The organism is Priestia sp. USM5, assembly GCF_058323215.1.
The window spans coordinates 3098430-3120304 of record NZ_JBSGKN010000001.1 but is presented as its reverse complement, the minus strand read 5'-3'; the positions used below and the strand labels follow the sequence as shown (position 1 = coordinate 3120304).

General features: G+C 38.4%; 23 protein-coding genes. 16 read left to right on the top strand and 7 right to left on the bottom strand.

The features are described from left to right. The first annotated feature begins 105 nt into the window (after nt 1-105). A complete protein-coding gene (locus ACWATA_RS16735; protein WP_154991524.1) occupies nt 106-1317 on the top strand; it encodes an MFS transporter in 1212 nt (403 codons plus the stop codon). 246 nt (nt 1318-1563) lie between these two features. Here the strand turns inward: ACWATA_RS16735 and ACWATA_RS16730 are convergent, their stop codons facing one another. Next, complete coding sequence (locus ACWATA_RS16730; protein ID WP_028413992.1) at nt 1564-2787, bottom strand: MFS transporter; 1224 nt, start codon at nt 2785-2787, stop codon at nt 1564-1566. Between the two features lie 419 nt (nt 2788-3206). Between ACWATA_RS16730 and ACWATA_RS16725 the strand changes: the two genes are divergently transcribed. From ACWATA_RS16725 to ACWATA_RS16700, 6 genes are all read left to right on the top strand, one after another. After that, entirely contained in the window at nt 3207-3578 is a 372-nt protein-coding gene (locus ACWATA_RS16725) for a thiol-disulfide oxidoreductase DCC family protein (protein WP_028413991.1), read from the top strand. 147 nt (nt 3579-3725) lie between these two features. Then, on the top strand, nt 3726-4646 hold the full coding sequence (locus ACWATA_RS16720; RefSeq protein ID WP_154991523.1) for an oxidoreductase: 921 nt from the start codon (nt 3726-3728) through the stop codon (nt 4644-4646). A gap of 180 nt (nt 4647-4826) precedes the next feature. Beyond that, nucleotides 4827-5807 carry a DUF3231 family protein gene (locus tag ACWATA_RS16715; RefSeq protein ID WP_033578473.1) on the top strand — a complete coding sequence of 327 codons (981 nt, stop codon included), beginning with the start codon at nt 4827-4829 and terminating at the stop codon, nt 5805-5807. A 201-nt stretch (nt 5808-6008) separates the two neighbouring features. Next, on the top strand, nt 6009-6749 hold the full coding sequence (locus ACWATA_RS16710; RefSeq protein ID WP_154991522.1) for a DsbA family oxidoreductase: 741 nt from the start codon (nt 6009-6011) through the stop codon (nt 6747-6749). Between the two features lie 200 nt (nt 6750-6949). After that, nucleotides 6950-7909 carry a S8 family peptidase gene (locus ACWATA_RS16705; RefSeq protein ID WP_154991521.1) on the top strand — a complete coding sequence of 320 codons (960 nt, stop codon included), beginning with the start codon at nt 6950-6952 and terminating at the stop codon, nt 7907-7909. Beyond that, nucleotides 7906-8709 (top strand): endonuclease I family protein, encoded by an 804-nt coding sequence (locus ACWATA_RS16700; protein WP_033578475.1) that lies wholly within the window; start codon nt 7906-7908, stop codon nt 8707-8709. The genes ACWATA_RS16705 and ACWATA_RS16700 overlap by 4 nt, the downstream gene beginning before the upstream one ends. Nucleotides 8710-8759: 50 nt before the next feature. On the opposite strand, the gene ACWATA_RS16695 is transcribed toward ACWATA_RS16700, so the two are convergent. Next, nucleotides 8760-9221 (bottom strand): MarR family winged helix-turn-helix transcriptional regulator, encoded by a 462-nt coding sequence (locus ACWATA_RS16695; protein WP_033578476.1) that lies wholly within the window; start codon nt 9219-9221, stop codon nt 8760-8762. A 279-nt stretch (nt 9222-9500) separates the two neighbouring features. On the opposite strand from ACWATA_RS16695, the gene ACWATA_RS16690 reads away from it, so the two are divergent. The 4 genes from ACWATA_RS16690 to ACWATA_RS16675 all read left to right on the top strand — a co-directional run bounded on the left by ACWATA_RS16690 (nt 9501) and on the right by ACWATA_RS16675 (nt 12530). Beyond that, nucleotides 9501-10139: a biotin/lipoyl-containing protein gene (locus tag ACWATA_RS16690; protein ID WP_028413985.1), complete on the top strand. Its 639-nt coding sequence runs from the start codon at nt 9501-9503 to the stop codon at nt 10137-10139. A gap of 33 nt (nt 10140-10172) precedes the next feature. Then, complete coding sequence (locus ACWATA_RS16685) at nt 10173-11798, top strand: DHA2 family efflux MFS transporter permease subunit (RefSeq protein WP_033578477.1); 1626 nt, start codon at nt 10173-10175, stop codon at nt 11796-11798. Between the two features lie 61 nt (nt 11799-11859). Further along, entirely contained in the window at nt 11860-12288 is a 429-nt protein-coding gene (locus tag ACWATA_RS16680; RefSeq protein ID WP_033578478.1) for a MarR family winged helix-turn-helix transcriptional regulator, read from the top strand. A gap of 44 nt (nt 12289-12332) precedes the next feature. Further along, nucleotides 12333-12530: a helix-turn-helix domain-containing protein gene (locus ACWATA_RS16675; RefSeq protein WP_028413982.1), complete on the top strand. Its 198-nt coding sequence runs from the start codon at nt 12333-12335 to the stop codon at nt 12528-12530. A gap of 29 nt (nt 12531-12559) precedes the next feature. On the opposite strand, the gene ytzI is transcribed toward ACWATA_RS16675, so the two are convergent. Beyond that, nucleotides 12560-12694 carry a YtzI protein gene (gene ytzI, locus ACWATA_RS16670; RefSeq protein WP_080754395.1) on the bottom strand — a complete coding sequence of 45 codons (135 nt, stop codon included), beginning with the start codon at nt 12692-12694 and terminating at the stop codon, nt 12560-12562. Nucleotides 12695-12822: 128 nt separating this feature from the next. Here ytzI and ACWATA_RS16665 point away from each other — a divergent pair, with 128 nt between their 5' ends. Further along, the gene (locus ACWATA_RS16665; protein WP_074894520.1) at nt 12823-12984 is read left to right on the top strand and encodes a YfhD family protein; all 162 of its coding nucleotides are present in this window, start codon (nt 12823-12825) and stop codon (nt 12982-12984) included. 37 nt (nt 12985-13021) lie between these two features. Here the strand turns inward: ACWATA_RS16665 and ACWATA_RS16660 are convergent, their stop codons facing one another. The 4 genes from ACWATA_RS16660 to ACWATA_RS16645 form a co-directional block, all read right to left on the bottom strand. After that, nucleotides 13022-14029, bottom strand: a complete 1008-nt coding sequence (locus ACWATA_RS16660) for a FecCD family ABC transporter permease (RefSeq protein WP_028413981.1) — start codon at nt 14027-14029, stop codon at nt 13022-13024. Next, the gene (locus ACWATA_RS16655; RefSeq protein WP_473049985.1) at nt 14026-15036 is read right to left on the bottom strand and encodes a FecCD family ABC transporter permease; all 1011 of its coding nucleotides are present in this window, start codon (nt 15034-15036) and stop codon (nt 14026-14028) included. Before ACWATA_RS16655 ends, ACWATA_RS16660 begins: the two co-directional genes overlap by 4 nt. An 81-nt stretch (nt 15037-15117) precedes the next feature. Continuing rightward, nucleotides 15118-16038, bottom strand: coding sequence for an iron-hydroxamate ABC transporter substrate-binding protein (locus ACWATA_RS16650; protein ID WP_473049984.1), 921 nt, complete (start codon nt 16036-16038; stop codon nt 15118-15120). Beyond that, nucleotides 16039-16833: an ABC transporter ATP-binding protein gene (locus ACWATA_RS16645; RefSeq protein ID WP_028413978.1), complete on the bottom strand. Its 795-nt coding sequence runs from the start codon at nt 16831-16833 to the stop codon at nt 16039-16041. 189 nt (nt 16834-17022) lie between these two features. Between ACWATA_RS16645 and ACWATA_RS16640 the strand changes: the two genes are divergently transcribed. The 4 genes from ACWATA_RS16640 (at nt 17023) to ACWATA_RS16625 (ending at nt 21820) form a co-directional block, all read left to right on the top strand. Next, nucleotides 17023-18072 (top strand): NAD(P)/FAD-dependent oxidoreductase, encoded by a 1050-nt coding sequence (locus tag ACWATA_RS16640; protein WP_049163726.1) that lies wholly within the window; start codon nt 17023-17025, stop codon nt 18070-18072. A gap of 154 nt (nt 18073-18226) precedes the next feature. Then, complete coding sequence (megL, locus tag ACWATA_RS16635; protein WP_033578482.1) at nt 18227-19414, top strand: methionine gamma-lyase; 1188 nt, start codon at nt 18227-18229, stop codon at nt 19412-19414. Between the two features lie 200 nt (nt 19415-19614). Next, nucleotides 19615-20859, top strand: coding sequence for a Bcr/CflA family efflux MFS transporter (locus ACWATA_RS16630; protein ID WP_028413975.1), 1245 nt, complete (start codon nt 19615-19617; stop codon nt 20857-20859). A 118-nt stretch (nt 20860-20977) separates the two neighbouring features. Next, nucleotides 20978-21820, top strand: a complete 843-nt coding sequence (locus ACWATA_RS16625; protein WP_049163729.1) for an aldo/keto reductase — start codon at nt 20978-20980, stop codon at nt 21818-21820. The last annotated feature ends 55 nt before the right edge of the window (nt 21821-21875 follow it).

The window sequence follows — 21875 nt, the reverse complement described above, 5'->3', positions numbered from 1 at the left end:
TACACACCTTTCTTCTACTGTTTCTTGAAGAAAGGTGCGTTTTTTTGCGAAAATGGAACGTTTGACAGCTGGATAGAACTGGATAGAAAGGGTTGAAATGAGTTTATGTCGAAAGCAGAAAATTCGTTTGTATCAGGCATAAAGATTGTATTTACAGACCGGGATTTTCGAACGATTTTTATTTCATTATTTATTATTGGGTTGTCTGTTGGCGGCTTTATGCCTTATTTAACGGTTTGGGCAACAAATACATTGCACGCCACTTCGTTTCAAGCAGGATTTTTATTTGTCCCAATGAGCATTCTTGGTTTAATCGTCTCGTTTTATTTGGCTTCTTTATCAGACAAATGGGGAAAACGAAAGCCATTTATTATTTGGGCCTTACTGATTGGAACCATTTCAAGAGTTCCCTTAGCGTTTACGCATTCTTATACAATAGCACTCATTTTACTTGCTATAGGAGGGTTTAATGCGTTTTCTTTTTTCTTTGCTCTGCTGAATGATTTTATTATTAAAAAGGAAGAAAGTAAATTGCAGGCAGGTACGATTACCGGTACTGTGCGAATGGCATTTTCACAAGGCTATATTTTTGGACCGATGCTCGGAGCTTTAATCATTGACCACGGAGGGTATACTCTTTTATTTTTACTATCAGGGTTGTTATCGCTGGCAACTTTAGTGTGGGTTCTTTTTGCGCTTAAAGAAGACAGTATGCCTCAACCTTCAGCACGTGCATCTTCAAAAGCGCCAGCTGGTATACCTTCTGTATTAATAGCTGTATTCGTAGCAGCTCTTTTCATTTTTGCGGGTGATTCCGGACGTTCTATGTATTTGCCGCTGTATATAACGGATACGTTAAAGCAATCCGTTTCGATTGTAGGAATTCTTTTTACCGTTACGTCTGTTTTTGAACTAATATTTATGCCGTTAGGAGGCTATTTTTCTGATAAAATCGGAGTCAAACGCTTCTTTGTTATCGGCATAGCTTGCCAAGTGCTTTATTTTGTTTTAACAAGCCTTCATTTACCGCTGAGTGGATTGATTGCGCTTCAAGTATTTTATGCTTTCATTCTATCCGCTACAATGGGAGTTGGCATGGTGTATGCTCAGTCACTGGCCCCGCGTCAAATTGGACTAGCCACGACGGCATATATGACAGCTATACAAACTTCAGCAGTTGTCAGCAGCTTAGCTATGGGGTCACTAGTTAGTGTGATTCCGTTGCCTTCTACTTTTTACATTTTAGCTGTTTTTGCGGTTATTTCAGGTGTAATGTTTCTATTGATGAAGCAAAAATCAGCTGAGGAAGTGAGCTGAAAAGTTAAGAAGAGGTTGAGATATTACCAAATTAATCTAATCTAAAGACAAACAAATAGTATGCATGAGCTGCACTGCTTGTGACACCGCAGTTGATTTCCGTGCAAGTCTTCGCCTTGCCCTCCAATCAACTGCTAGAAGGACCTAAAGAAATGACACATACGTTCACCATAACAAAAAACGAACCATTCATTAATGGTTCGTTTTTTTTACTTTCTCTAAAATACTTTTGCCCCAGCCTCTTTTTTATGAGGCTGTTTCTTGAATTTGTTCGCGGGGCTTTTTATTTAAAATTTTGCGGTAGCGGTAATTAACAAAAGCCGCCGCCGCCATACCTACTACTGAAAGCATCGCATCAAAGATAAAGATAATTGAAATATGTCCCGTTTTAGACATGAGCCCTGTTGCTAAAGGCAATAAAATTGCAGCTAATCCAGCAGCGGTCGCTACAATTCCTGTAACCGTTCCTTTTTTGTTCCAGAAAAGCTCGGTCATAACGGTAATCGCTAATTGAAAGACCCCAGCCGTAGAAAATCCCATGAAAAAAGCAGCTGCAATTGCAATAGCAGGTACTTTAACAAATAGAAGCGTAAGTACAGCGATAAGGGTAATCATCGGGTAAACGAGAATAACCGTTACAGGACGAAGCACTTTGCTTAATAATACGGCTAATACTAAAACAGAGATTAAAGCTCCGATGCTGTAGTAGCTTAAAAGGCGAACCGAGCTGCTTTCAGCCATACCTAATACTTGTTGACCATAAGTAGGAAGCCAAATTTGAGCCACTGTAAACAGAGCTGTAGAAGTAAATCCAATCACAATAAGAGCGATTCCTTCTTGTTTCATGTTAGGAGGAGAGATAAATTTATTCTCTTCTGTACTTTGCTGTTGAACTGTATTCTGTTCGCGTTTATGATTGGGAAAAGGCAGTTTGAACATAAAGATCATATTTAGTAAATAAATAAGAGCGGGAAGGAAAAAAGCATACCCATAAAACAAATCACGATCCGCAAAAAAGGCAATCATAAACGGCAGAAGCGCTGCTCCAGCTGATATAAATGCTTTTACAAGAACACTGGCTGAACCTGAAGATTTAGGAAAAACTTCAATCAAAGCAGGGTATGTTCCAGCGTCCATAGCAGAGTTTGCAATACCAGCAATAATGGCAAAGATAAAGGCTGTTTGATAATTTGGCGATAATGGAATGCCAATTAAGAAAATAGCCATCGTCAGAGACGAAACAATAATCAAAGGTTTTCGTCCGACTTTATCAGACAAGATGCCTGATAGAGAATATGAAAGCAATTTTCCAATTCCGATAGCAGAAATGATATAGCTGATTCCAGCACCGTCGGTATTTAATTGTTTTGTCAAAAATGACATATTTGATGCAAGCATGATATTGACCATGCCAAGTAGAAAATAGTTAATATACATACCTGAAGCTGACAGCATGTACTTATTTTTCATCGTTTACACATCCTTACGTAAAAAAGCTTATATGAAATGGATAAAAGTAATCACCCAGCCCTCCTTTTTTCATCGTTATTTATAAACCTACTTCCATGATGAGTTTATGAAGACATTACCTTTACCTTTTATCATTGGATTTATTCAGTTCTTTTTAGTATGCGACTAAATGCGTGCATCTAGTGCTTCAAATCAATATGAAATCTATTCTAACATGTTTTTAGCGCTTTAAACCAAAAAAGTGATATTTTATAAAAAAATCCTATCTTCTTTCGTGGCTTCACAAAAGAAACTCCACAAAAAATGTTCGCTTTAAAGCCAGGCTGCACAAGAAGTGCCTCTTAATGATGGTTATTAAAAATGAGAAAAGGGTATTTATAAACTAAGGAAAAAGAAATAAGGGAAGAAAGGTGGAAACAATGAAGCACAAAGTATTTTTTGATGCGGAATGTCCTTTATGTTACAACGTAAAAAAAATAATTAAGGCGCTGGACTGGACGAACCAAATCCAGTGGATTCCAGTTCAATACATTGAACGAACAGAGTATAGCTACTTAAAAGAAGAAGGAAGAGACTTATATGATCAAATTCATATGGTCACCAAAAAAGGGGAAGTATTAGCAGGATTTGAAACGGTCAGACGGCTTTTAGCTGTTTTGCCTCTTACATGTCCAATCGGCGTGCTTCTGCATTTACCATTAATGAAAAAAGCGTTTAGTCCGCTATACAAATGGATATCCACAAACAGGTACGACTGGTTTGGGCGCTACGATTCGCCGCGAACCACATAAACATATAAAAAGGACAAGCTTTTTAAAAGCTTGTCCCTTTTGTTTTGAAGACATTATAATTTATACATACTTTAATTTCTAAAAACGTATGTGACCGAGACGCGTAAATTCTAGAAAAGCAGCTATAGCTGAAAGGGAGAACTTTATATGAAAACAAAATGGACAGCTGAACGAATGCCTGATCTAACGGGGAAAACTGCCCTTATAACGGGAGGAAACAGCGGTATTGGATTTGAAGCTGCAAAGGCTCTAGCAGCTCGCGGAGCAGAAATCATTCTTGCTGTGCGTAATGAAGCAAAAGGGAAAGAAGCTAAGAAAAGAATTAAAGCAGATAACGGAAATGCTAAAGTGACTATTATGTCATTAGATCTTAGTGACTTGAGCTCTATTCGGCATTTTGCCAATCAATTTCTTCAACAATACTCGTCTTTGGATCTTCTCATTAATAATGCAGGCGTGATGGTGCCGCCTCACAGCAAAACGAAAGACGGATTTGAACTGCAGTTTGGCTGTAATCATTTAGGACATTTTGCACTTACGGGCTTGCTGCTTCCTTTACTAACGGCCACTCCACATTCACGTGTCGTAACGGTAAGCAGTATAGCCGCTAATTCTGGAGAAATCTATTTTGATAATCTCGACGGAGAAAAAGGCTATAGTCCAATGAAGTTCTATAGACAAAGCAAACTCGCCAACCTATTGTTTGCCAAAGAATTGCAAACTCGCTTAGAAGCAGCCGGATCAACGACAATTAGTGCCGCTGTACATCCGGGTATTTCAAATACAAACCTATTATCACGCGGTTCAGGCAAAGAACCAAACGGCTTGTTGAAATTTTTAGTCAAGCTATTTAGTCAATCTGCAGAAATGGGCGCGCTGCCTACTCTTTATGCAGCCACTGAATCAATAGAAGGCGGTACATATATTGGGCCAGACGGAAAAGATGCTAAAAAAGGATATCCTGTAAAAGATATGATGGGAGATGTTTTATTTAAACCGGACGTAGCGGAAAAACTATGGAGCGTATCTGAGGACTTAACAGGTGTTGAGTACTCGTTTCGTGCTTAAGATAAAAAACAGTTCTGTAAGTGCGGAGCTGTTTTTTTGTTGCTCAAAAACTATAGATCAGCGGGTTAAATAAAAAAAAGAATGTTGGATAGCATAATGGTAAGTAAACGTACAATGAGTATGTTCTCTTTTGAGCGATAAAAGCACTCAACAAAGCTCAAGAAGCGGAGGAAAGTAACAGTGCCTGACAAACCTAGTATTACCTCAAGTGAAATTGGAACGCTGTGGATGACATATCAGCAGAAAACGTTAATCATTTGCTTGTTGGATTATATGATTGAACATGCAGACGATGAAGATGCTAAAACAATTATGACAGATTTGCGTGAGCAGCTTATTATATACATACGAAAGATAAAAACAATATTTGAAAAAGAAGGAGCCGTAGTGCCAACCGGGCTTTCATCTCAAGACGTAAACATACAGGCTCCAAAACTATTTACTAATGGATTTGATATTATGTTTCTTCGTGTTATTAAAGAAATTAGTATGGGGATGTATACATTAAGTTTAGGTAAGGCCTACAGAGAAGATGTGGTGAAATTTTATCAAGATTTAACAAAGATTACGCAACATTGTTATGATTCCTGTACGCAGTATTTACTGAAAAAAGGGATTTTATCACGTCCACCCTATATTCCGATGCCAACCACTGTTGAGTTTGTTTCTGACAGAAAATATTTGAGCGGCTTAAATGTATTTGCGGATAAAAGAGTATTAAATACGATGGAGCTAGCTCAGCTTTATCATGGGGTCGAAACAAACATTGTGGGGATGAAGTTAATGAAGGCTTTTTCTCAAACGGCTAAAGATACCGAAGTCAAAAAGCATTTTTTGAAAGGAAAAGAGCTCAGTAAAAAGATTATTACGCGTCTAGAAGAAATAATTATACAAGACGATATTTCACCTTCTGTTGCCTCAACAGGAAGCATCACGACTTCTGAAACGCCTGCTTTTTCTGATCGTTTGATGCTGACATGCGATATTTTACTAAGTAATTTTAGTATTGGAAGTCAGGCATTTGGAGCAGCATTTAGTTTTCGAAGAGATATTGTGGCTAAAATGATGCTGATAGGAGAAGATGCGTTTCAATATGCAAGCGAAGCGACGGAAATTATGATTAAAAAAGGCTGGCTTGAAGTTCCACCAAGTATTGATTAGCTAATATGAAAATACGTATTTACATGATGATCTTTTAAAAGCAATGAATTTAAAATAAGTGAGGTAAAAACACGGTGCTGATTCAATACACTTAGTATGTAAATCAACACCGTGTTTTTTGCTTTGTTTGAGCAAGTTATGATGGAAATTATTCAAAGGTATGCTACGATAAGAATTATCTTGAATTGAAGAGGTGTCACGATGAAAATAGAAGTTTGGTCAGATTTTGTCTGTCCTTTTTGTTATATTGGAAAGCGTCGATTAGAGCAAGCGCTTCAGCAGTTTGCACACAAAGATGACGTGCAGGTTGAATTTAAAAGCTTTGAGCTAGATCCAAATGCTTCAGTTAATACTGGTAAAACGATTAATGAAGCTCTTGCTGCTAAATATGGAATGACCATTGAACAAGCGAAGCAAGCAAATGAAGGGATCGGACAGCAGGCAGCTGGTGTAGGATTATCCTTTAATTTTGACGACATGAAGCCAACTAATACATTTGACGCTCATCGTTTAGCAAAATTTGCAAAAGCTCAAGGAAAAGAAGCAGCTATTACAGAAAAACTCTTATATGCATATTTTACTGAATCAAAACATCTAGGTGAAGAAGAGACGCTGATTGCTCTTGCTGAAGATACAGGTCTTGATCGAGAAGAAGCACGTCAAATTCTTGCAGATAAAAACGCATATGCAAATGAAGTGCGCAGTGATGAAGCAACGGCTCAGCAATATGGCATTAGCGGCGTTCCGTATTTTGTTATTAATCAAAAATATGCGATTTCAGGTGCACAGCCAGTCGAAACATTTGTAGGAGCTCTCCAACAAGTATGGGAAGAAGAAAATCCGACTCCCGCTTTGAAGAGTTTGTCTCCAGAAGGCGCAGATGATGCCTTTTGTGCAGATGGTCAATGTGCTGTGCCTGATCCTTCTAAAGACCAACAATAAAAGAAAGCAGAGGCGGAAAATTCCGGCTCTGCTTTTTGTTTATTTGTGAAAACTTTATCCGAAATACAAACGTGCGTTCTGTTTTTGTGTTATAATAGACTTAGAAGCAACAAACCTCGATGAGTGAACTCCAAAAATAAGCGATTAAAAGTGATCCCACCATGAACTAGCTTCCATTTAATCCTGCAGGGGGAATTTAAATGAAGAACAAAGTGCGCATTATCCCATTTCAAGTAGTTGAACAATTAAGTCAATTTAATGAAGTCCCACAAGGAGTGGCTCTAATTGGAGCAGAGGAAGTATGGAAGCAAACAAAAGGACAGGGAATAACCGTAGCGGTTTTGGATACTGGCTGTGAGGTTACACACCCAGATTTGCAGGAGCGAATTATTGGAGGAAGAAATTTTACGCACGATGATCAGCAAAATCCTGATGTTTATCAAGACTATAATGGTCACGGTACTCACGTAGCAGGCACAATTGCAGCAGCGCATAATGGAGCGGGCGTTGTAGGAGTGGCTCCTGAGGTGAATTTACTTATTCTGAAAGTACTTGATGGGAATGGTTCAGGTCAATATGAATGGATTATTCAAGGTATTACCTACGCCATCCAGCAAAAAGTAGATATCATTTCAATGTCACTTGGAGGTCCGGCCGATGTACCTGAACTGCATGAAGCGATTCAGGATGCTGTTGATCAGAATATTTTAGTTGTCTGCGCAGCGGGAAATGAAGGAGATGGAGAAAGCTCCACAGATGAGTTTGCATACCCAGGCTCATATAATGAAGTGATTAGCGTAGGAGCGGTTGATCTAAAGAAACGTTCTTCGATATTTTCCAACTCAAACAATGAAGTGGACGTAGTGGCTCCGGGGGAGAAGATCATATCAACCTACTTGAATGGAAAGTATGCCGCACTGAGCGGAACTTCTATGGCCACGCCTCACGTGGCGGGAGCTTTGGCATTGATAAAAGTTCTTTCAAATGAAACGTTTAGAAGAGAACTTACAGAACCAGAGCTTTACGCACAGTTAATCAGAAGAACACTTCCATTAAATGAATCACCAAGAGAAGTAGGAAACGGGTTTGTGCACTTGACCATTGTTGAAAAGCTATTGCGTGAAATTCAACGTCAAATGACTTCAGAGGTGATGGGATGAAAAGCAGTTTAGATATATTAATGGTGGAAAAACAGCAGGCAAAAGCCCTTTATCACGAATACGTAAACAAACGAAGCTATTATGATGAAAAGACGGATGAAGAGAGTAAAAATCTTTATTATCGAGGTACTCTCTTTGAAAGAGAAGCCATGCAAGCTTTGTTAACGGAAACGCATCAGCATTTGCTGAGTTATTCGCCGCATAAATATGTATATCCATGGGTGGATCTACAGGAGAATGGAGAGCTGAAGAGTCTGTATTCAGGGAAAGGTATGGATCCGTTAGAAGCGATACAGCAAGATATTGATGCACTTCAGTCGCTTAGTCACTCATCTGTTTCAAGCAATGATATACTGCTAAACTGTGAGCACGTTGTCCCGCAATCTTGGTTTGGAAAACAAGAGCCTATGAGAGGCGATTTGCATCATTTGTTTGCGTGTGAACCTTCTTGTAACAGCCGAAGAGGTAATTCCTCTTATATTGACTTCCCGGATTATACACCGGAAGTTAAGCAATCAGATGTGAAAGAAGGGTGCGGCAAATCAGAAAAAGGTAAGTTTGAACCCGAATATGGAAAAGGAATTGTCGCTCGAGCTACGCTTTATTTTTTAATTCGCTATCATAATAAAATTGACTCTTCACGAGTAGATCTTCCTCTTTTACTAAAATGGCATGAAGAATTTACCGTTTCACTTTATGAAAAACATCGCAATGCAGCAATTTTTGAATTGCAAGGCAACCGAAATCCTTTTATCGATTTTCCTGACAAAGCAGCTACATTAATGAATTCGGCTCTCTAAAATAAAAAAGGAGCTCCGTTTCTATTCGAAACGGAGCTCCTTTAGGTATCCTAATAAGAAAATCCATATTTATCGCTCAAAAGGGCATCCATTTTATTTAACAAGCGAAAATATTCTTCTTGTTCTTCTACAGTTAGAGCTGCTAGCATATCTTTTAAAAATACATTTCGCTTCTCTGTAATCATTGAAACAAGCTGTTTGGATTCATCGGTCAATGAAACCCACACGACTCTCCGGTCTTTTTCGTCTCGCACGCGCTGAATGAGAGATTCTTCTTCCAATTGATTTAATAAGCTAGTTGTAGCGCCCGAGGTTAAGTGAAGTTTATTTGAAATATCTGCCACCATATACTTTGTACCGCTGGCAATGTAGTTTAAGATATAAAATTTAGTGGGTGTTAAGTGATAAGGCTGCGTTTTTAATGTTTCTTCGACTAAATGTCGCATATATTGAAAAAAAGATGTGTTAATTTGATAAAGGTGTTCAATTTTTGATTCTACATTGTTATCCATGCTAGCTTCCATCTCCTTGTACACTACGGACATATATAAACTAACTCTAAAATAAAATGAAACAATTGTAAAGGATGGAAACGATTATCTTTAACCCCCATTATTATTTTTAAATTAATATCTTTACGAAAAAATATCTTTATGATAAAGTTATTTAGGTAGTTAACCAAATGGATGATTATAAAGAAACATATCTCCTAATAGATGGAGATAATATCTTTATTAAAAAGCTATATCAAAAAGTAATTTTATTAGTGAAGTATTAAGGAGGAGTAATGAATGTCTAGAAGTCGCTTAATGGTAACAAATTTTATTGGAATCATCGTTATTTTAGCTTTATTAATTGGAGGAGGATATTATTACGTTCAAAAATCCAACTATATTACAACGGATAACGCTAAAGTATCTGGAGATGTATACAACGTAGTTGCACCTGCAGCAGGTAAGGTAGCAAGCTGGACAGTGGAAGAAGGAAATGATGTATCAAAAGATGCTGAAATTGCTAAGATTCAAGCTGAAAAAGGCTCTGTAGCTGCTACAGTACCAGCAGATGGAAAAATTATTCAAACAAATGTAAAAGAAAATCAAATGGTTCAAGCTGGACAGCAAATTGCAACCGAAGTAGATATGAAAGATCTATTTATCGTAGCGAATATCAAAGAGGATCAGCTTAAGGATATTAAAGAGGGCGACGATGTAGATGTAACAGTAGATGGAGACAGTAGTACAAAAATTGACGGTAAAGTTGAAGAAGTGGGATATGCAACTAATTCACTTTCATCTTTAACATCGAACTCAAGCTCAGATGGAAACTACACAAAAGTATCTCAAACGGTTCCTGTAAAAATCTCTATTTCTAATTATTCAGAGCATGTGCTACCAGGAATGAACGCTGAAGTAAAAATTTCAAAAGACTAATTCTTACTACAACAGTTCAAGAAGGGAGGAAATATGATGACAGCCAGTATAGAAAACACAAGTGATGGATCCATCAAAAAGCATATTCCGCTATTGATTGTTTTAATGCTTGGTTTGTTTCTTGCAATATTAAATCAAACGTTACTAAACGTAGCCATCCCGCATTTAATTACTGAGTTTGGCGTAACCGCAAATACAGCTCAGTGGTTGTTAACTGGATATATGCTTGTGAACGGGGCGTTAATTCCGCTTTCAGCTTTTTTAATTGAACGATTTGGTGTGCGTCGCTTGTTCTTATTTGCAATGGTTTGTTTTACAGTAGGGTCATTGATTTGCGGAATTGCACCTACATTTTCGATTATGCTTACCGGCCGTTTAATTCAAGCTATTGGCGGAGGTGTCTTATCGCCTCTTGTTATGACCATTATTGTGTTTATTTTCCCTCCTCACATGCGAGGAAAAGGTATGGGTATTTTTGGATTAGCCATGATGTTCGCACCGGCTATTGGTCCAACATTATCTGGATGGGTTATTCAAAACTATGATTGGCACATCCTTTTTAACGGCATGGTGCCATTAGGTGCGATTGTATTAATTATTGCTTTCTTTCAACTAAAAGACATTCAGCCTCCAAAGGATGTAAAAGTTCACATGCCTTCAGTTGTGACATCACTTGCAGGTATGGGATTATTGCTTTACGGATTTAGTGAAGCTGGAAATGACGGCTGGACGGATTCAGTTGTTCTTTCTACAATCATTGGTGGGGCAGTTCTTTTAATTATATTTGTTCTTCAACAAATTAAATCTGAAAAGCCGCTATTGGATATGCGCGTGTTTAAATATAATATTTTTTCACTATCAAATATTATTAGTATTGCGATTACAATCAGTATGTACGCAGGTATGTTCTTGCTTCCAATTTACTTGCAAAATATCCGCGGATATTCTGCTTTTGATTCAGGACTGCTGTTGCTTCCTGGCGCACTTGTTATGCTGGTTATGTCGCCGATTTCAGGTACATTGTTTGATAAAGTGGGACCTCGTCCGCTAGCAATCGTTGGTATGTTTATTACATCTATTTCAACGTTTGAATTTACGAAGCTGACGATGGATACACCGTTTAATCATATTTTAGCGATTTATATTATCCGCTCGTTTGGTATGTCACTTTTAATGATGCCAATTATGACAGCCGGTTTGAATCAGCTTCCGCAGAGACTAAGCAGTCACGGAACGTCAATGTCTAATACGCTTCGTCAAGTAAGTGGTTCAATTGGTATTAGTTTAATGACGACCATTTTTACAAACCGTACAACGTATCATGTAAATGAAATCAGCAGTTCCATGAATACGTCTGATCCATTCTTTATGAATAGCTTTCATTTATTTGTACAAAAAGTAGCTGCTACTTTGCATTTATCACAAGATCAAGCTCAGCAGCAAGCGCTGACGATTTTATCTGGAAAAATGACGCAGCAAGGTACGATTCAAGGTATTAACGATGCTTTTTATTGGGCAACAGCGATTTCTGTTATCGGTTTAATTTTAAGTTTCTTCCTTCGTGACGTACGTAAAGATAAAGTAGTCGAAGAAAAGAAATCAAAAGCTCAAGAGGAAGATATTCGTATGCTTCCAGCTCCAAAAAGTATAAATTCATAAAGTGCTATAGAATCAAAAGTTCATCATAAAACATGTTGGAGAGAAAGGGGCGGTGAGGTGGATGGATCCATTGATATTTGGTGAAGAAATTCAAAGAATTTCAATATCTTTAAACAAAAAAGTAATGACAAATGTAAAAAGCCTTTTACAGCATTACAGAATTACCCCTTTTCAATATCATATTTTACTGACTGTTGAACGTGCACGTACAATGCCTGTGACCAAAGTGGCAGACGAAATGAAGGCGAGCCCAAGCGTTATCACAGCATCAATTACACGTTTGTATGAACTGAATCTTGTGGAGCGCTACCATTCAAAAGAAGATCGGCGTAAAGTTATGGTTGAGCTTACAAGCAAGGGAAAACAAGTGATTCAAGCGGCTGAGAAAGACATGCAGCAAAGGGTTGAAAAACTGTTTGCATGCTATAAAGAAGAAGAGCAGCAGCAATTTCTTACGCTCTGTCGGCAGCTAGATGAACATGTGACTTGAAGAGGAATAAAAAAAGTATATTGAGTTATGCGGAGTGAGTGTAAATGGATAAAGAGATGGTAAAAAACATTCGAAAAAACTACAATATGAATCAGCGAAACTTCGCTCAAGCAGTGAACTGCAGTTTTTCTTTAATCGCCCTGGTTGAAGTTGGGAAGAGAAGAGTAACAAAAAACTTAGAAGACAAAATTAAGCAAGCATTTCAATTGAACGATCATGATTTAAAATCACTGCAGGGCTAATAAAAAAAGTAGGTGTGAAACGAGCGCACCTACTTTTTTTCGTGTTGTTTTTTTGTAAGCGGATCTACGGTATGTTTATAATCATAAGCTTTTGAGGTGGTAACTACGCACAGCAGTAAAATAACAAATACAATGATAATAGAGAGCGTAATAATGATGATCATATAAAACGTCCTTTCTTTTTCTTATTACGTATGCTTTCGGTCTTATTGGTAAAATTCCTTCTTTCTCCACATAGTGCAGAAACGAAAAACGCATACTAATAACAGTCTAGAATAAAGGAGTGTTCATTATGAATGAAAAAGAGTTGAAGAAACAATTAAAAAAGGTAGCAGATTATCCTGCATCTAAAGCAGATGGAGTGGACGAAGAGTTTTCGCGTGAATTAGCAGACCAAGACGATTTAGAAGCACAGGCTAGAGCGAACGCTGCAGATGAAAGACAAAAAAAATAATAACTAGACGCGCTTTCTGAAAAAGCGCGTCTGCTTATTATTTTTTCAAAAGCAAATAAACAAAATAAGGAGCACCGATTACGGCGGCAATAATTCCTGCCGGTATACCGTTAGGATTGGCAATGTTATGTCCTATCGTATCTGCAATCAGCAAAAGCCAACCGCCAAGTAGAATAGCAACGGGAATAAAAAGCTGACTTCTCGGTCCTACTAAGCCTTTAGCAATATGAGGAGCAAGAAGTCCAATAAAAGCCACGCCGCCCGTCACTGAAACCGCGGCTGCCGCTAATGCCACCGCGGCTAAAAGCAATGTTACACGTTCTTTCTCCAGAGAAATTCCGACTCCAATAGCTGCAGCTTCATTTAAATTAAAAATGTTTAATGAGTTTGCTTTGTACAATATAAAAGGAATCAAGACAAGAAGCCAAGGTAGAAGAGCCCATATAAAAGGCCAGTCTGTCCCCCAGATGCTCCCTGCAATCCATTTAGCAATAAAATCAACTTTAACCCGATCAGCTGATGACATAATCACCACCATCATTCCAGAAAGAGCCATTGAAAAACCTACGCCTGTTAAAATCAACTTTACAGGCTGCAGTCCTTGGCTTTTACTATATGCACAAAGATAGATAAGACCAGCTGTCAACAAGGCGCCGATAAAGCCTACCAGCGGAAGGGCATAAACGAAAGAGCCTGCTTCAATTGGGGAAAATAAAAAGAACACAGCAATTGCGGCTCCTGCTCCTGAATTAATTCCTATAATCCCAGGTTCCGCTAAATCATTGCGCGTAACACCTTGTAAGATAGCTCCTGATAAAGCTAGAGCCATTCCTGCTAGAAGCGTAATGATAATCCGCGGAAGTCGAATTGAAAAAAGGACGAACTCATCTGTAAAATTCCCTTTGCCAAAAAGAGTAGGAAACACTTTATTGTAAGGAAGGGGTGCATCACCGAGTCCCATTCCTATCACAACCGTTCCAAGAATCAAAACAGTGAGCAGCATCATAATTATTCGTTGTTTTCTAATAAGCGCTGGGTGAATCATGAGAATGCTTTTCCTCCTTTACGAACAATGACTAAAAAGAAAGGTAAACCAATCATCGATACAACTGCTGCTATCGGTGTTTCATAAGGAGCACTGACCGTTCGAGCCAATGTATCAGCGAGCAGCATAAACGCTGCGCCAGTGATAGCGGACATAGGGATAATAAAACGATAGTCAGTTCCTACAATTCCTCGTACAATATGAGGAATCATCAAGCCGATAAACACCATGTTTCCCACTAGCGCAACAGAAGCACCCGCAAGAAGAATCATGACGACAAATAAAATGGTTTTGACTTTTGTCGTTTGCTGACCCAATCCTACAGCCACTTCTTCATTTAAACTCAGAATAGTAAGCTGCCGAGAAAGCAAAAGGGCAATGAATATACCTCCGAGAATAAAAGGAACAATGATTTGAAGCTGTTCCCAAGAAGTGCCTACCATTCCCCCAGCAGTCCACATCGATACATCTTTTGAAATTTTGAAATAAATACCAACGCCTTCTCCAATGGCATAAAGAAATGCTGAAACGGCAGCTCCCGCTAGTACAATTCGAAGCGGAGAAAATCCTCCTCTTTTTAGAGCAGCAATCCCAAACACTAGGATTGCGCCAACCCCGGCTCCTATAAAGCAAGCAATCGTAATACCCAAATAATTTATAGCAGGGGTCAAGGCAATTGTTACAGCTAAAGCCGCATTTGCGCCAGACGTTAACCCTAAAAGTCCTGGATCTGCAAGTGGGTTTCTTGTCATACCTTGCATAATAGCCCCTGATACTGATAAAGCAGCCCCCACAAAAACAGCGGCGATTTCACGAGGTAAACGAATATCTCTGATGATCGAAATCTGTTCGTTTACACTGCTTGATGAAAGTGCTAGCCATACATCTTTTATCGATATGTCAGCAGCGCCAAAAACCATTGAAGAAACAAACATTATGATGAATACGAGCAGCATACCTATTAATTTGTATAAAAAAGGAATGAAACGCTGATTGTCTTTTTTCATAACACACCCATCTTTTCATGTAAGAATAAATTTAGTAAAACAAAGTAAGAGGAATTCTAAAAAGAATTCCTCTTGAATGAATTACTTGCCAAGAAATTTTTGAGTAAAGAAATCTAGTTGATAATCTAATGTGATTGGATCATTAAAATAAAATTCTTTTGCATTTGCTTCAAATACGTGATTATTCTTTACAGCAGGAATATTTTTGTGCGTATCTGTTTTCTCAAATGATGTATCTCCATCTTGGTTTTTGCTAAAGATTAAATAATCTCCGGCATATTCAGGAAGAACTTCTGGCGAAATCGCATAGTATCCATCTTTCAAAGCCATTTTCTTTACTTTCTCTGGCATTTTTAATTTCATTTCTTGATAAAGAATCTCCGTTCCGCGTCCCCAGTTATCCCCAAACACATAAAGCTGCTTGTCAAAGTTCTCAATAACTGAAACCGTGCTATCTTCGCCAATTTTAGCTTTGATATCAGAACCAGCTTTTGCCGCACGCTTTTTAAAGTCGTCTACCCATGATTGTGCTTCTTTTTCTTTATTTAATAGCTTTCCAATTTCTACATGCTGAGTAAGGTAATCTACTTTATCGTATGTATACGTGACAGTAGGGGCAATTTTTTTCAATTTATCAATATTTTTTGTAGTAGATAAGCCAATAATTAAGTCAGGCTTTAATTCAATGATCTTTTCTAAATTTTCGTCTGATACTTCTTCCACGCCTTTTAATTTCTTTTCAAAGCGGGGATTCATTTTAGACCATGAGTCTACTCCGACAATGTTAACACCTAAAGAAAGTACGTTACCTGCATAGGAACCTAACACAACAACACGTTTCGGATTAGCCGGAACTTTTACAGGGCCGTCTTCAGATTGATATGTGATCGTCTTGGATTCGCTGTTTTTGCTAGAATCATTTTTGCTTTCAGTTGAACCGCTGCTGCAGGCACTAATAAGTAGTACGAATATAAGCATGAATGGAAGCAATAATTTTTTCATTTAGTTATCTCCTCTTAATAAGTTATACGTGATGCACATTGGTTTATTTGTTCTCGGATCTCGTCCAATTTCAGCGTCGATATGAAACACTTTTTTTAGAACGTCCTGCGTAATGACTTCTTCACATTTTCCGGCTTTGACAATTTCACCATTTTTTAAAGCGATAATATAATCCGCAAAGCGAGCGGCTTGATTTAGATCATGAAGCACCATTACAACTGTACGTCCCTGCTCTTTGTTTAATTTTTGAAGCAGCTCAAGCACTTCTAACTGATGAGCCATATCCAAGTAGGTAGTCGGCTCATCAAGAAATATAATATCGGTTTCTTGAGCTAAAGCCATCGCAATCCACACTCGCTGGCGCTGACCGCCTGAAAGAGAATCTACAGGACGAAACTTGTAATCTTTTGTTCCGGTTACTTCAAGCGCCCAGTCAATCGTTTGATAATCTTCTTTTGATAGACGCCCAAACCCCTTTTGATAGGGAAATCGCCCATAAGATACAAGTTCTCCCACCGTTAAGCCTTTAGCACTTTCAGGGGTTTGAGGGAGAATAGCCATTTTTTTAGCGAGTGCTTTTGTATGTTCTGTTGAAATGTTTTCGCCGTCTAAAATAACGGAACCGGATTGATGAGAAATAATGCGGGTAATGGCTTTCAAAAGCGTTGATTTGCCGCATCCGTTTGAACCAATAATTGTAGTAATCTTTTTGTCTGGAATGTTAACGCTTAAATTCTTTACTATTAGACGTTCACCATAACTAATATGTAATTTCTCTGTATATAGGCGAACCATATCTGACCCTCCGTTTACATTTAATACAACAAATACTTGATAATGATTATCAGTATCGTTTACTTTACATACTATAATTCGAACGTTTCCGGATGTCAATAGTTATTTTTATTGTCAAAACGTTGAAGAAGATGTATATTTAAATGAGAATGATAATCAATGACAATTGATTACGAGGAGTGAACGTGCATGATACACAATGAACTTTTTGATGTGACAATTATAGGCGGGGGACCGGCTGGCCTTTATTCTGCCTTTTATAGCGGGCTAAGGGAAATGAAAACAAAGCTGATTGAATATCAGCCAAAACTAGGCGGAAAACTTCACGTTTATCCTGAAAAAATGATTTGGGATGTAGGGGGCCAAACGCCTATTTCCGGTGCGAAGCTTATTGAACAGCTTGTGGAACAAGGACTGACGTTTGATCCGACTGTTGTTTTAGATGAGAAGATTGAATCCATTTCTCGCTTGAAAGATGGTATTTTCCAGCTGACGGGTTCTTCAGGTGAACATCATTACTCTAAAACCATTATCCTTGCTGTTGGAGGAGGTATTTTAAATCCGCAAAAGCTCAAAATTGAAGGAGCAGAACGATTTGAAATATCAAACTTAAACTATACGGTTAAATCTCTGCAGCATTTTAAAAATAAAACGGTGATTGTTTCCGGGGGAGGCAATTCAGCCATTGATTGGGCAAATGAGCTAGAGCCCGTTGCTAAAAAGGTATATATTACGTACCGAAACAGTGAACTAAACGGTCATGAAGCACAAGTAAGACAATTAATAAACAGTTCGGCTCGGTGTCTGCTTAACACATCTATTACAAAATTAGTGGCTGATGCGACGCATGAATTTATTGAAAAAGTTGAGCTGACTAATCATCAAACCGGTGAGGTTTCTTATTTATCGATTGACGAAGTTATCATTAATCACGGTTATAAAAGAGATACAGAGCTGTTAAAAAACAGCGAACTACATATCAAAACCATTGATGACTATTACGTTGCAGGTAATGCAGCAAGCGAAACGTCTGTAGAAGGTGTATATGCAGCTGGAGATATTCTCATGCACGAAGGAAAAGTCCATCTGATTACCGGCGCTTTTCAAGATGCTGCTAATGCCGTAAACAAAGCAAAACAATTCGTTCACCCCTCTGCTGCTAAGACAGCTATGGTTTCTTCTCATAATGAAGTATTTAAAAAGCGTAATTCAATACTAATTAAACAAATGATGAAGTAAAGCGAGGTGCAGTGTGCATGTCGCTTCCTTCTCTACGGTGGAATTATCTACATAGATAGGCAGGGAACGAAAAAAGAAAAGAGAAATATAATAAAAGAAAACGCTTACATTTTTAAAAATGACACAGCGCTTGTTTGCATAAGGGGGAAGCCGTATGAACGAAAAAAAGAAATATCAGTTTGAAACAAAAGCCATTCACGCAGGGTACGAATCAAAACATCATTTTGATAGTTTAGCTCCACCTATTTATCAAACGTCTACATTTACATTTTCATCTCTAGAACAAGGTGCAAACCGATTTAGCGGAGAAGAAAATGGTTATGTATATTCTCGGTTATCTAATCCGACGGTCACCATTTTAGAAGAGCGTATGGCACAGCTTGAAGAAGGCGAAGCCGCTTTGGCATTTGGATCAGGAATGGCTGCAGTATCGGCTGTATTAATTGGACTTACAAAAGCAGGCGATCATATTTTATGTTCTAAAGGAGTGTATGGATGCACGTTTGGTTTACTGGAAATGCTTGAGGAAAAATATCAAATCCATCATTCTTTTTCCAACTTGGAAACTGAGGAAGAAATTCTTGCTGCTATCAAAGAAGATACAGCATGTATTTATATTGAAACACCGATTAACCCGACTATGACTTTAGTAGATTTAGAGTTAGTGACTTGTATCGCCAAACAAAAAGGAATTCCCGTGGTAGTAGACAATACCTTTTCAACTCCTTATTTGCAGCAGCCGCTGAAGCTTGGATGCGACTTAGTTATTCATAGCGCAACTAAATTTATTGGTGGACACGGAGATGTTGTGGCAGGAATTGTAGTAGGGGACAAAGAGGTTATTTCCGTACTGCGCAAAACGACGCAAAAAGATATTGGAGGTATTCTTTCACCATTTGATGCGTGGCTGTTACTCCGAGGCTTAAAAACACTGGCCGTTCGAATGGATCGCCACTGTGAGAATGCTGAACATATCGCAAAACAATTAAGTCTCCATCCCAAGGTAAAAGCCGTTTATTATCCAGGGGATAAAAACAGCACTGCTTATTCTCTCATGAAAAAGCAAATGAAAAAAGGAGGGGGGCTTCTCTCTTTTGAAGTGGAAGGCGGTTATAAAGAAACCGTAAAAGTGGTGAATCAGCTTAAGCTCATTTCCATCGCGGTGAGTCTTGGCGATGCTGAAACACTTATTCAGCATCCTGCCTCGATGACGCATGCAGTTGTGCCGGAAGAAGCTCGAAAAGAAATGGGCATCTCAAATGAACTTCTTCGTTTATCAGTTGGGCTGGAAGCTTGGGAAGATATTATGAGAGATTTACAGCAGGCATTAGATAGTATATAAAAAAACAGCGCTTGGAGGAATTTCAAGCGCTGTTTTTTATGTTAACCGTATGTAGTTGTAGTTACTCATACCTCCTTCTTTGCCAGTGGAACTTTATCTGCATCTCTAGACAAATGTCCTAGACAGAAGGGGTGCCTTTCAATAGACTAGAGGTTATCTGTGAAAATACAATATTTAAGTAAGGAAGGTGCTCTGCTATTATGCTTCATAATCCAACTGGAAAAAAACGTCTAGGATTAGCGTTTCTTCTCAGCACGCTTGCGATATTAGGTCCGCTTAATATCGATATGTATTTGCCAAGTTTTCCTGCTATTGCTGATCATTTAGATGCGCGAGCTTCACTTGTACAGCTTAGCTTAACATCGTGTTTACTAGGACTTGCCGTTGGTCAAATCGTGATTGGTCCAATCAGTGATGCAAAGGGACGAAAAGGACCTTTACTCATCTCCATCTCTTTATTTATGTTATCGTCATTGCTCTGTGCACTGGCTCCTACTATCACGGCTTTAGTTATCGCACGCTTTTTGCAGGGGTTTACGGCTTCGGCAGGAGTTGTTCTTTCTCGCGCCATTGTCAGAGACGTCTTTAGCGGAAGAGAACTTACGAAGTTTTTTGCTCTGTTAATGGTTATCAATGCCTTTGCACCAATGATAGCACCAATGGCCGGAGGTGCTATTTTACTTCTTCCTTTTGCAAGCTGGCATACTATTTTCTTGTTTTTAAGTTTAATAGGTCTTTTAATTGTTTTAACAATCTCAATGCGTTTAAAAGAAACTTTGCCCATTGAAAATAGAACACCAAGTTCAATTGGTCATTCTGTTCGCACAATGGGCAGTTTATTACAAGACCGTTCTTTTATTGGGTATGCCCTAATTATCGGACTGGTCCATGGAGGAAGCTTTGCTTATGTATCAGGCACTCCATTTGTCTATCAAGGGATATACCATGTTTCTCCGCAAGTTTTTAGCATTTTGTTTGGTATTAACGGCTTGGCTATTGTGACTGGAAGCTTTATTATTGGGCGCTTTAGCGGAATTATCCATGAAAGAAGCCTGCTTCGCATTGCCGTGATTACGGCTGTAAGTGCTACTAGCGTACTTCTTATCATGACTATGCTTAAAGGACCGCTTGCTACGATTGTTATTCCCATTTTTATTTACATGATCTCTATAGGAATGACGATCACAGGCTCGGTGACATTGGCAATGAAAAATCAAGGACATAGAGCAGGGAGTGCGAGTGCCGTGTTAGGTATGCTTCCATTAACTTTAGGATCAATTGTTTCTCCTTTAGTAGGGATTAACGAAACAACAGCGATTCCGATGGCTGCTATCTTATTTAGTACGGCGCTTTTAGGTTTTGTAGCTTTCTTTACGTTAACTAAAAACAAGAAAGAAGCAGAAAAGTGCGAAGTTAACGAGTTTAAAACGGAGGTTTCTCCGTAATCGCTTTTTGGATTGTTTTAAAAGCATCACTCCTTTGTGAAAAGGAGTGATGCAAATTTATTCAAGTATTGGATAATATATGCTAACCTTAGGGCATGATCGAAAGGAGTGGATAATAATGAGTAAAGTAATTCCTGAAATAACCCTTAATGACGGGGTAACCTTGCCTGCTATAGGTTTTGGTACATACAAGCTTAACGGAAATGAAGGAGTCAACGCTATAACGAGTGCGATTGATGTAGGGTATCGTTTAATCGATACTGCTTATAATTACGAAAATGAAGGCACTGTGGGGCAAGCTCTCCGAAAAACACCGGTTTCTAGACAAGAACTATTTGTTACCTCTAAACTCCCAGGGCGATACCATACGTATGACAAAGCAATTCCTACCATTCAAGAATCTTTATATCGGGCGAATTTAGACTATTACGATTTGTATCTTATTCATTGGCCTAATCCTAAACAAGATCATTATGTAGAAGCTTGGCAAGCACTGATTGATGCGAAGCGCTGGGGCTTGATTCGTTCAATTGGTGTTTGTAATTTTCTTCCCGAGCATATTGAGCGCTTGGAAAAAGAGACCGGCATTTTACCAAGCATCAATCAAATAGAACTGCATCCTTTTTTTAATCAACATCAATATCGAAATTGGTATCAAGAGAAAAATATTCAAATTGAATCTTGGAGTCCACTAGGACGAGCGAGTGCTGTTTTAGAAAATGAAACAATTAAACAAATTGCAGACCGTCATAATAAGACAGTTTCACAAGTGATTTTGCGATGGCATTATCAGCTAGGCGCCATTTCAATCCCAAAATCGTCATCTCGCAAGCGGCAGCTTGAAAACATATCGATTTTTTCATTTTCTTTAGATGAAACGGAGATGAATATTCTTTCAAAATTGAACCGCGAAGATGGAAGACTTAATAATCAAGACCCCGCTGTCTATGAAGAATTTTAACGATAAGGCCTCACTTATTTTTTAAGTGAGGCTTTTCTTCTAAGATTTTTAGTTA

What these genes read in the sequence shown, in the direction of transcription:
- ACWATA_RS16680 (WP_033578478.1), top strand. Translation starts at nt 11,860, where the DNA reads ATGGATCCATTGATATTTGGTGAAGAAATTCAAAGAATTTCAATATCT.
- ACWATA_RS16690 (WP_028413985.1), top strand. Translation starts at nt 9,501, where the DNA reads ATGTCTAGAAGTCGCTTAATGGTAACAAATTTTATTGGAATCATCGTT.
- ACWATA_RS16660 (WP_028413981.1), bottom strand. Translation starts at nt 14,029, where the DNA reads ATGATTCACCCAGCGCTTATTAGAAAACAACGAATAATTATGATGCTG.
- ACWATA_RS16685 (WP_033578477.1), top strand. Translation starts at nt 10,173, where the DNA reads ATGATGACAGCCAGTATAGAAAACACAAGTGATGGATCCATCAAAAAG.
- ACWATA_RS16730 (WP_028413992.1), bottom strand. Translation starts at nt 2,787, where the DNA reads ATGAAAAATAAGTACATGCTGTCAGCTTCAGGTATGTATATTAACTAT.
- ACWATA_RS16625 (WP_049163729.1), top strand. Translation starts at nt 20,978, where the DNA reads ATGAGTAAAGTAATTCCTGAAATAACCCTTAATGACGGGGTAACCTTG.
- ACWATA_RS16700 (WP_033578475.1), top strand. Translation starts at nt 7,906, where the DNA reads ATGAAAAGCAGTTTAGATATATTAATGGTGGAAAAACAGCAGGCAAAA.
- ACWATA_RS16705 (WP_154991521.1), top strand. Translation starts at nt 6,950, where the DNA reads ATGAAGAACAAAGTGCGCATTATCCCATTTCAAGTAGTTGAACAATTA.
- ACWATA_RS16735 (WP_154991524.1), top strand. Translation starts at nt 106, where the DNA reads ATGTCGAAAGCAGAAAATTCGTTTGTATCAGGCATAAAGATTGTATTT.
- ACWATA_RS16650 (WP_473049984.1), bottom strand. Translation starts at nt 16,038, where the DNA reads ATGAAAAAATTATTGCTTCCATTCATGCTTATATTCGTACTACTTATT.
- ytzI (WP_080754395.1), bottom strand. Translation starts at nt 12,694, where the DNA reads ATGATCATCATTATTACGCTCTCTATTATCATTGTATTTGTTATTTTA.
- ACWATA_RS16665 (WP_074894520.1), top strand. Translation starts at nt 12,823, where the DNA reads ATGAATGAAAAAGAGTTGAAGAAACAATTAAAAAAGGTAGCAGATTAT.
- ACWATA_RS16695 (WP_033578476.1), bottom strand. Translation starts at nt 9,221, where the DNA reads ATGGATAACAATGTAGAATCAAAAATTGAACACCTTTATCAAATTAAC.
- ACWATA_RS16655 (WP_473049985.1), bottom strand. Translation starts at nt 15,036, where the DNA reads ATGAAAAAAGACAATCAGCGTTTCATTCCTTTTTTATACAAATTAATA.
- megL (WP_033578482.1), top strand. Translation starts at nt 18,227, where the DNA reads ATGAACGAAAAAAAGAAATATCAGTTTGAAACAAAAGCCATTCACGCA.
- ACWATA_RS16675 (WP_028413982.1), top strand. Translation starts at nt 12,333, where the DNA reads ATGGATAAAGAGATGGTAAAAAACATTCGAAAAAACTACAATATGAAT.
- ACWATA_RS16630 (WP_028413975.1), top strand. Translation starts at nt 19,615, where the DNA reads ATGCTTCATAATCCAACTGGAAAAAAACGTCTAGGATTAGCGTTTCTT.
- ACWATA_RS16710 (WP_154991522.1), top strand. Translation starts at nt 6,009, where the DNA reads ATGAAAATAGAAGTTTGGTCAGATTTTGTCTGTCCTTTTTGTTATATT.
- ACWATA_RS16725 (WP_028413991.1), top strand. Translation starts at nt 3,207, where the DNA reads ATGAAGCACAAAGTATTTTTTGATGCGGAATGTCCTTTATGTTACAAC.
- ACWATA_RS16720 (WP_154991523.1), top strand. Translation starts at nt 3,726, where the DNA reads ATGAAAACAAAATGGACAGCTGAACGAATGCCTGATCTAACGGGGAAA.
- ACWATA_RS16640 (WP_049163726.1), top strand. Translation starts at nt 17,023, where the DNA reads ATGATACACAATGAACTTTTTGATGTGACAATTATAGGCGGGGGACCG.
- ACWATA_RS16645 (WP_028413978.1), bottom strand. Translation starts at nt 16,833, where the DNA reads ATGGTTCGCCTATATACAGAGAAATTACATATTAGTTATGGTGAACGT.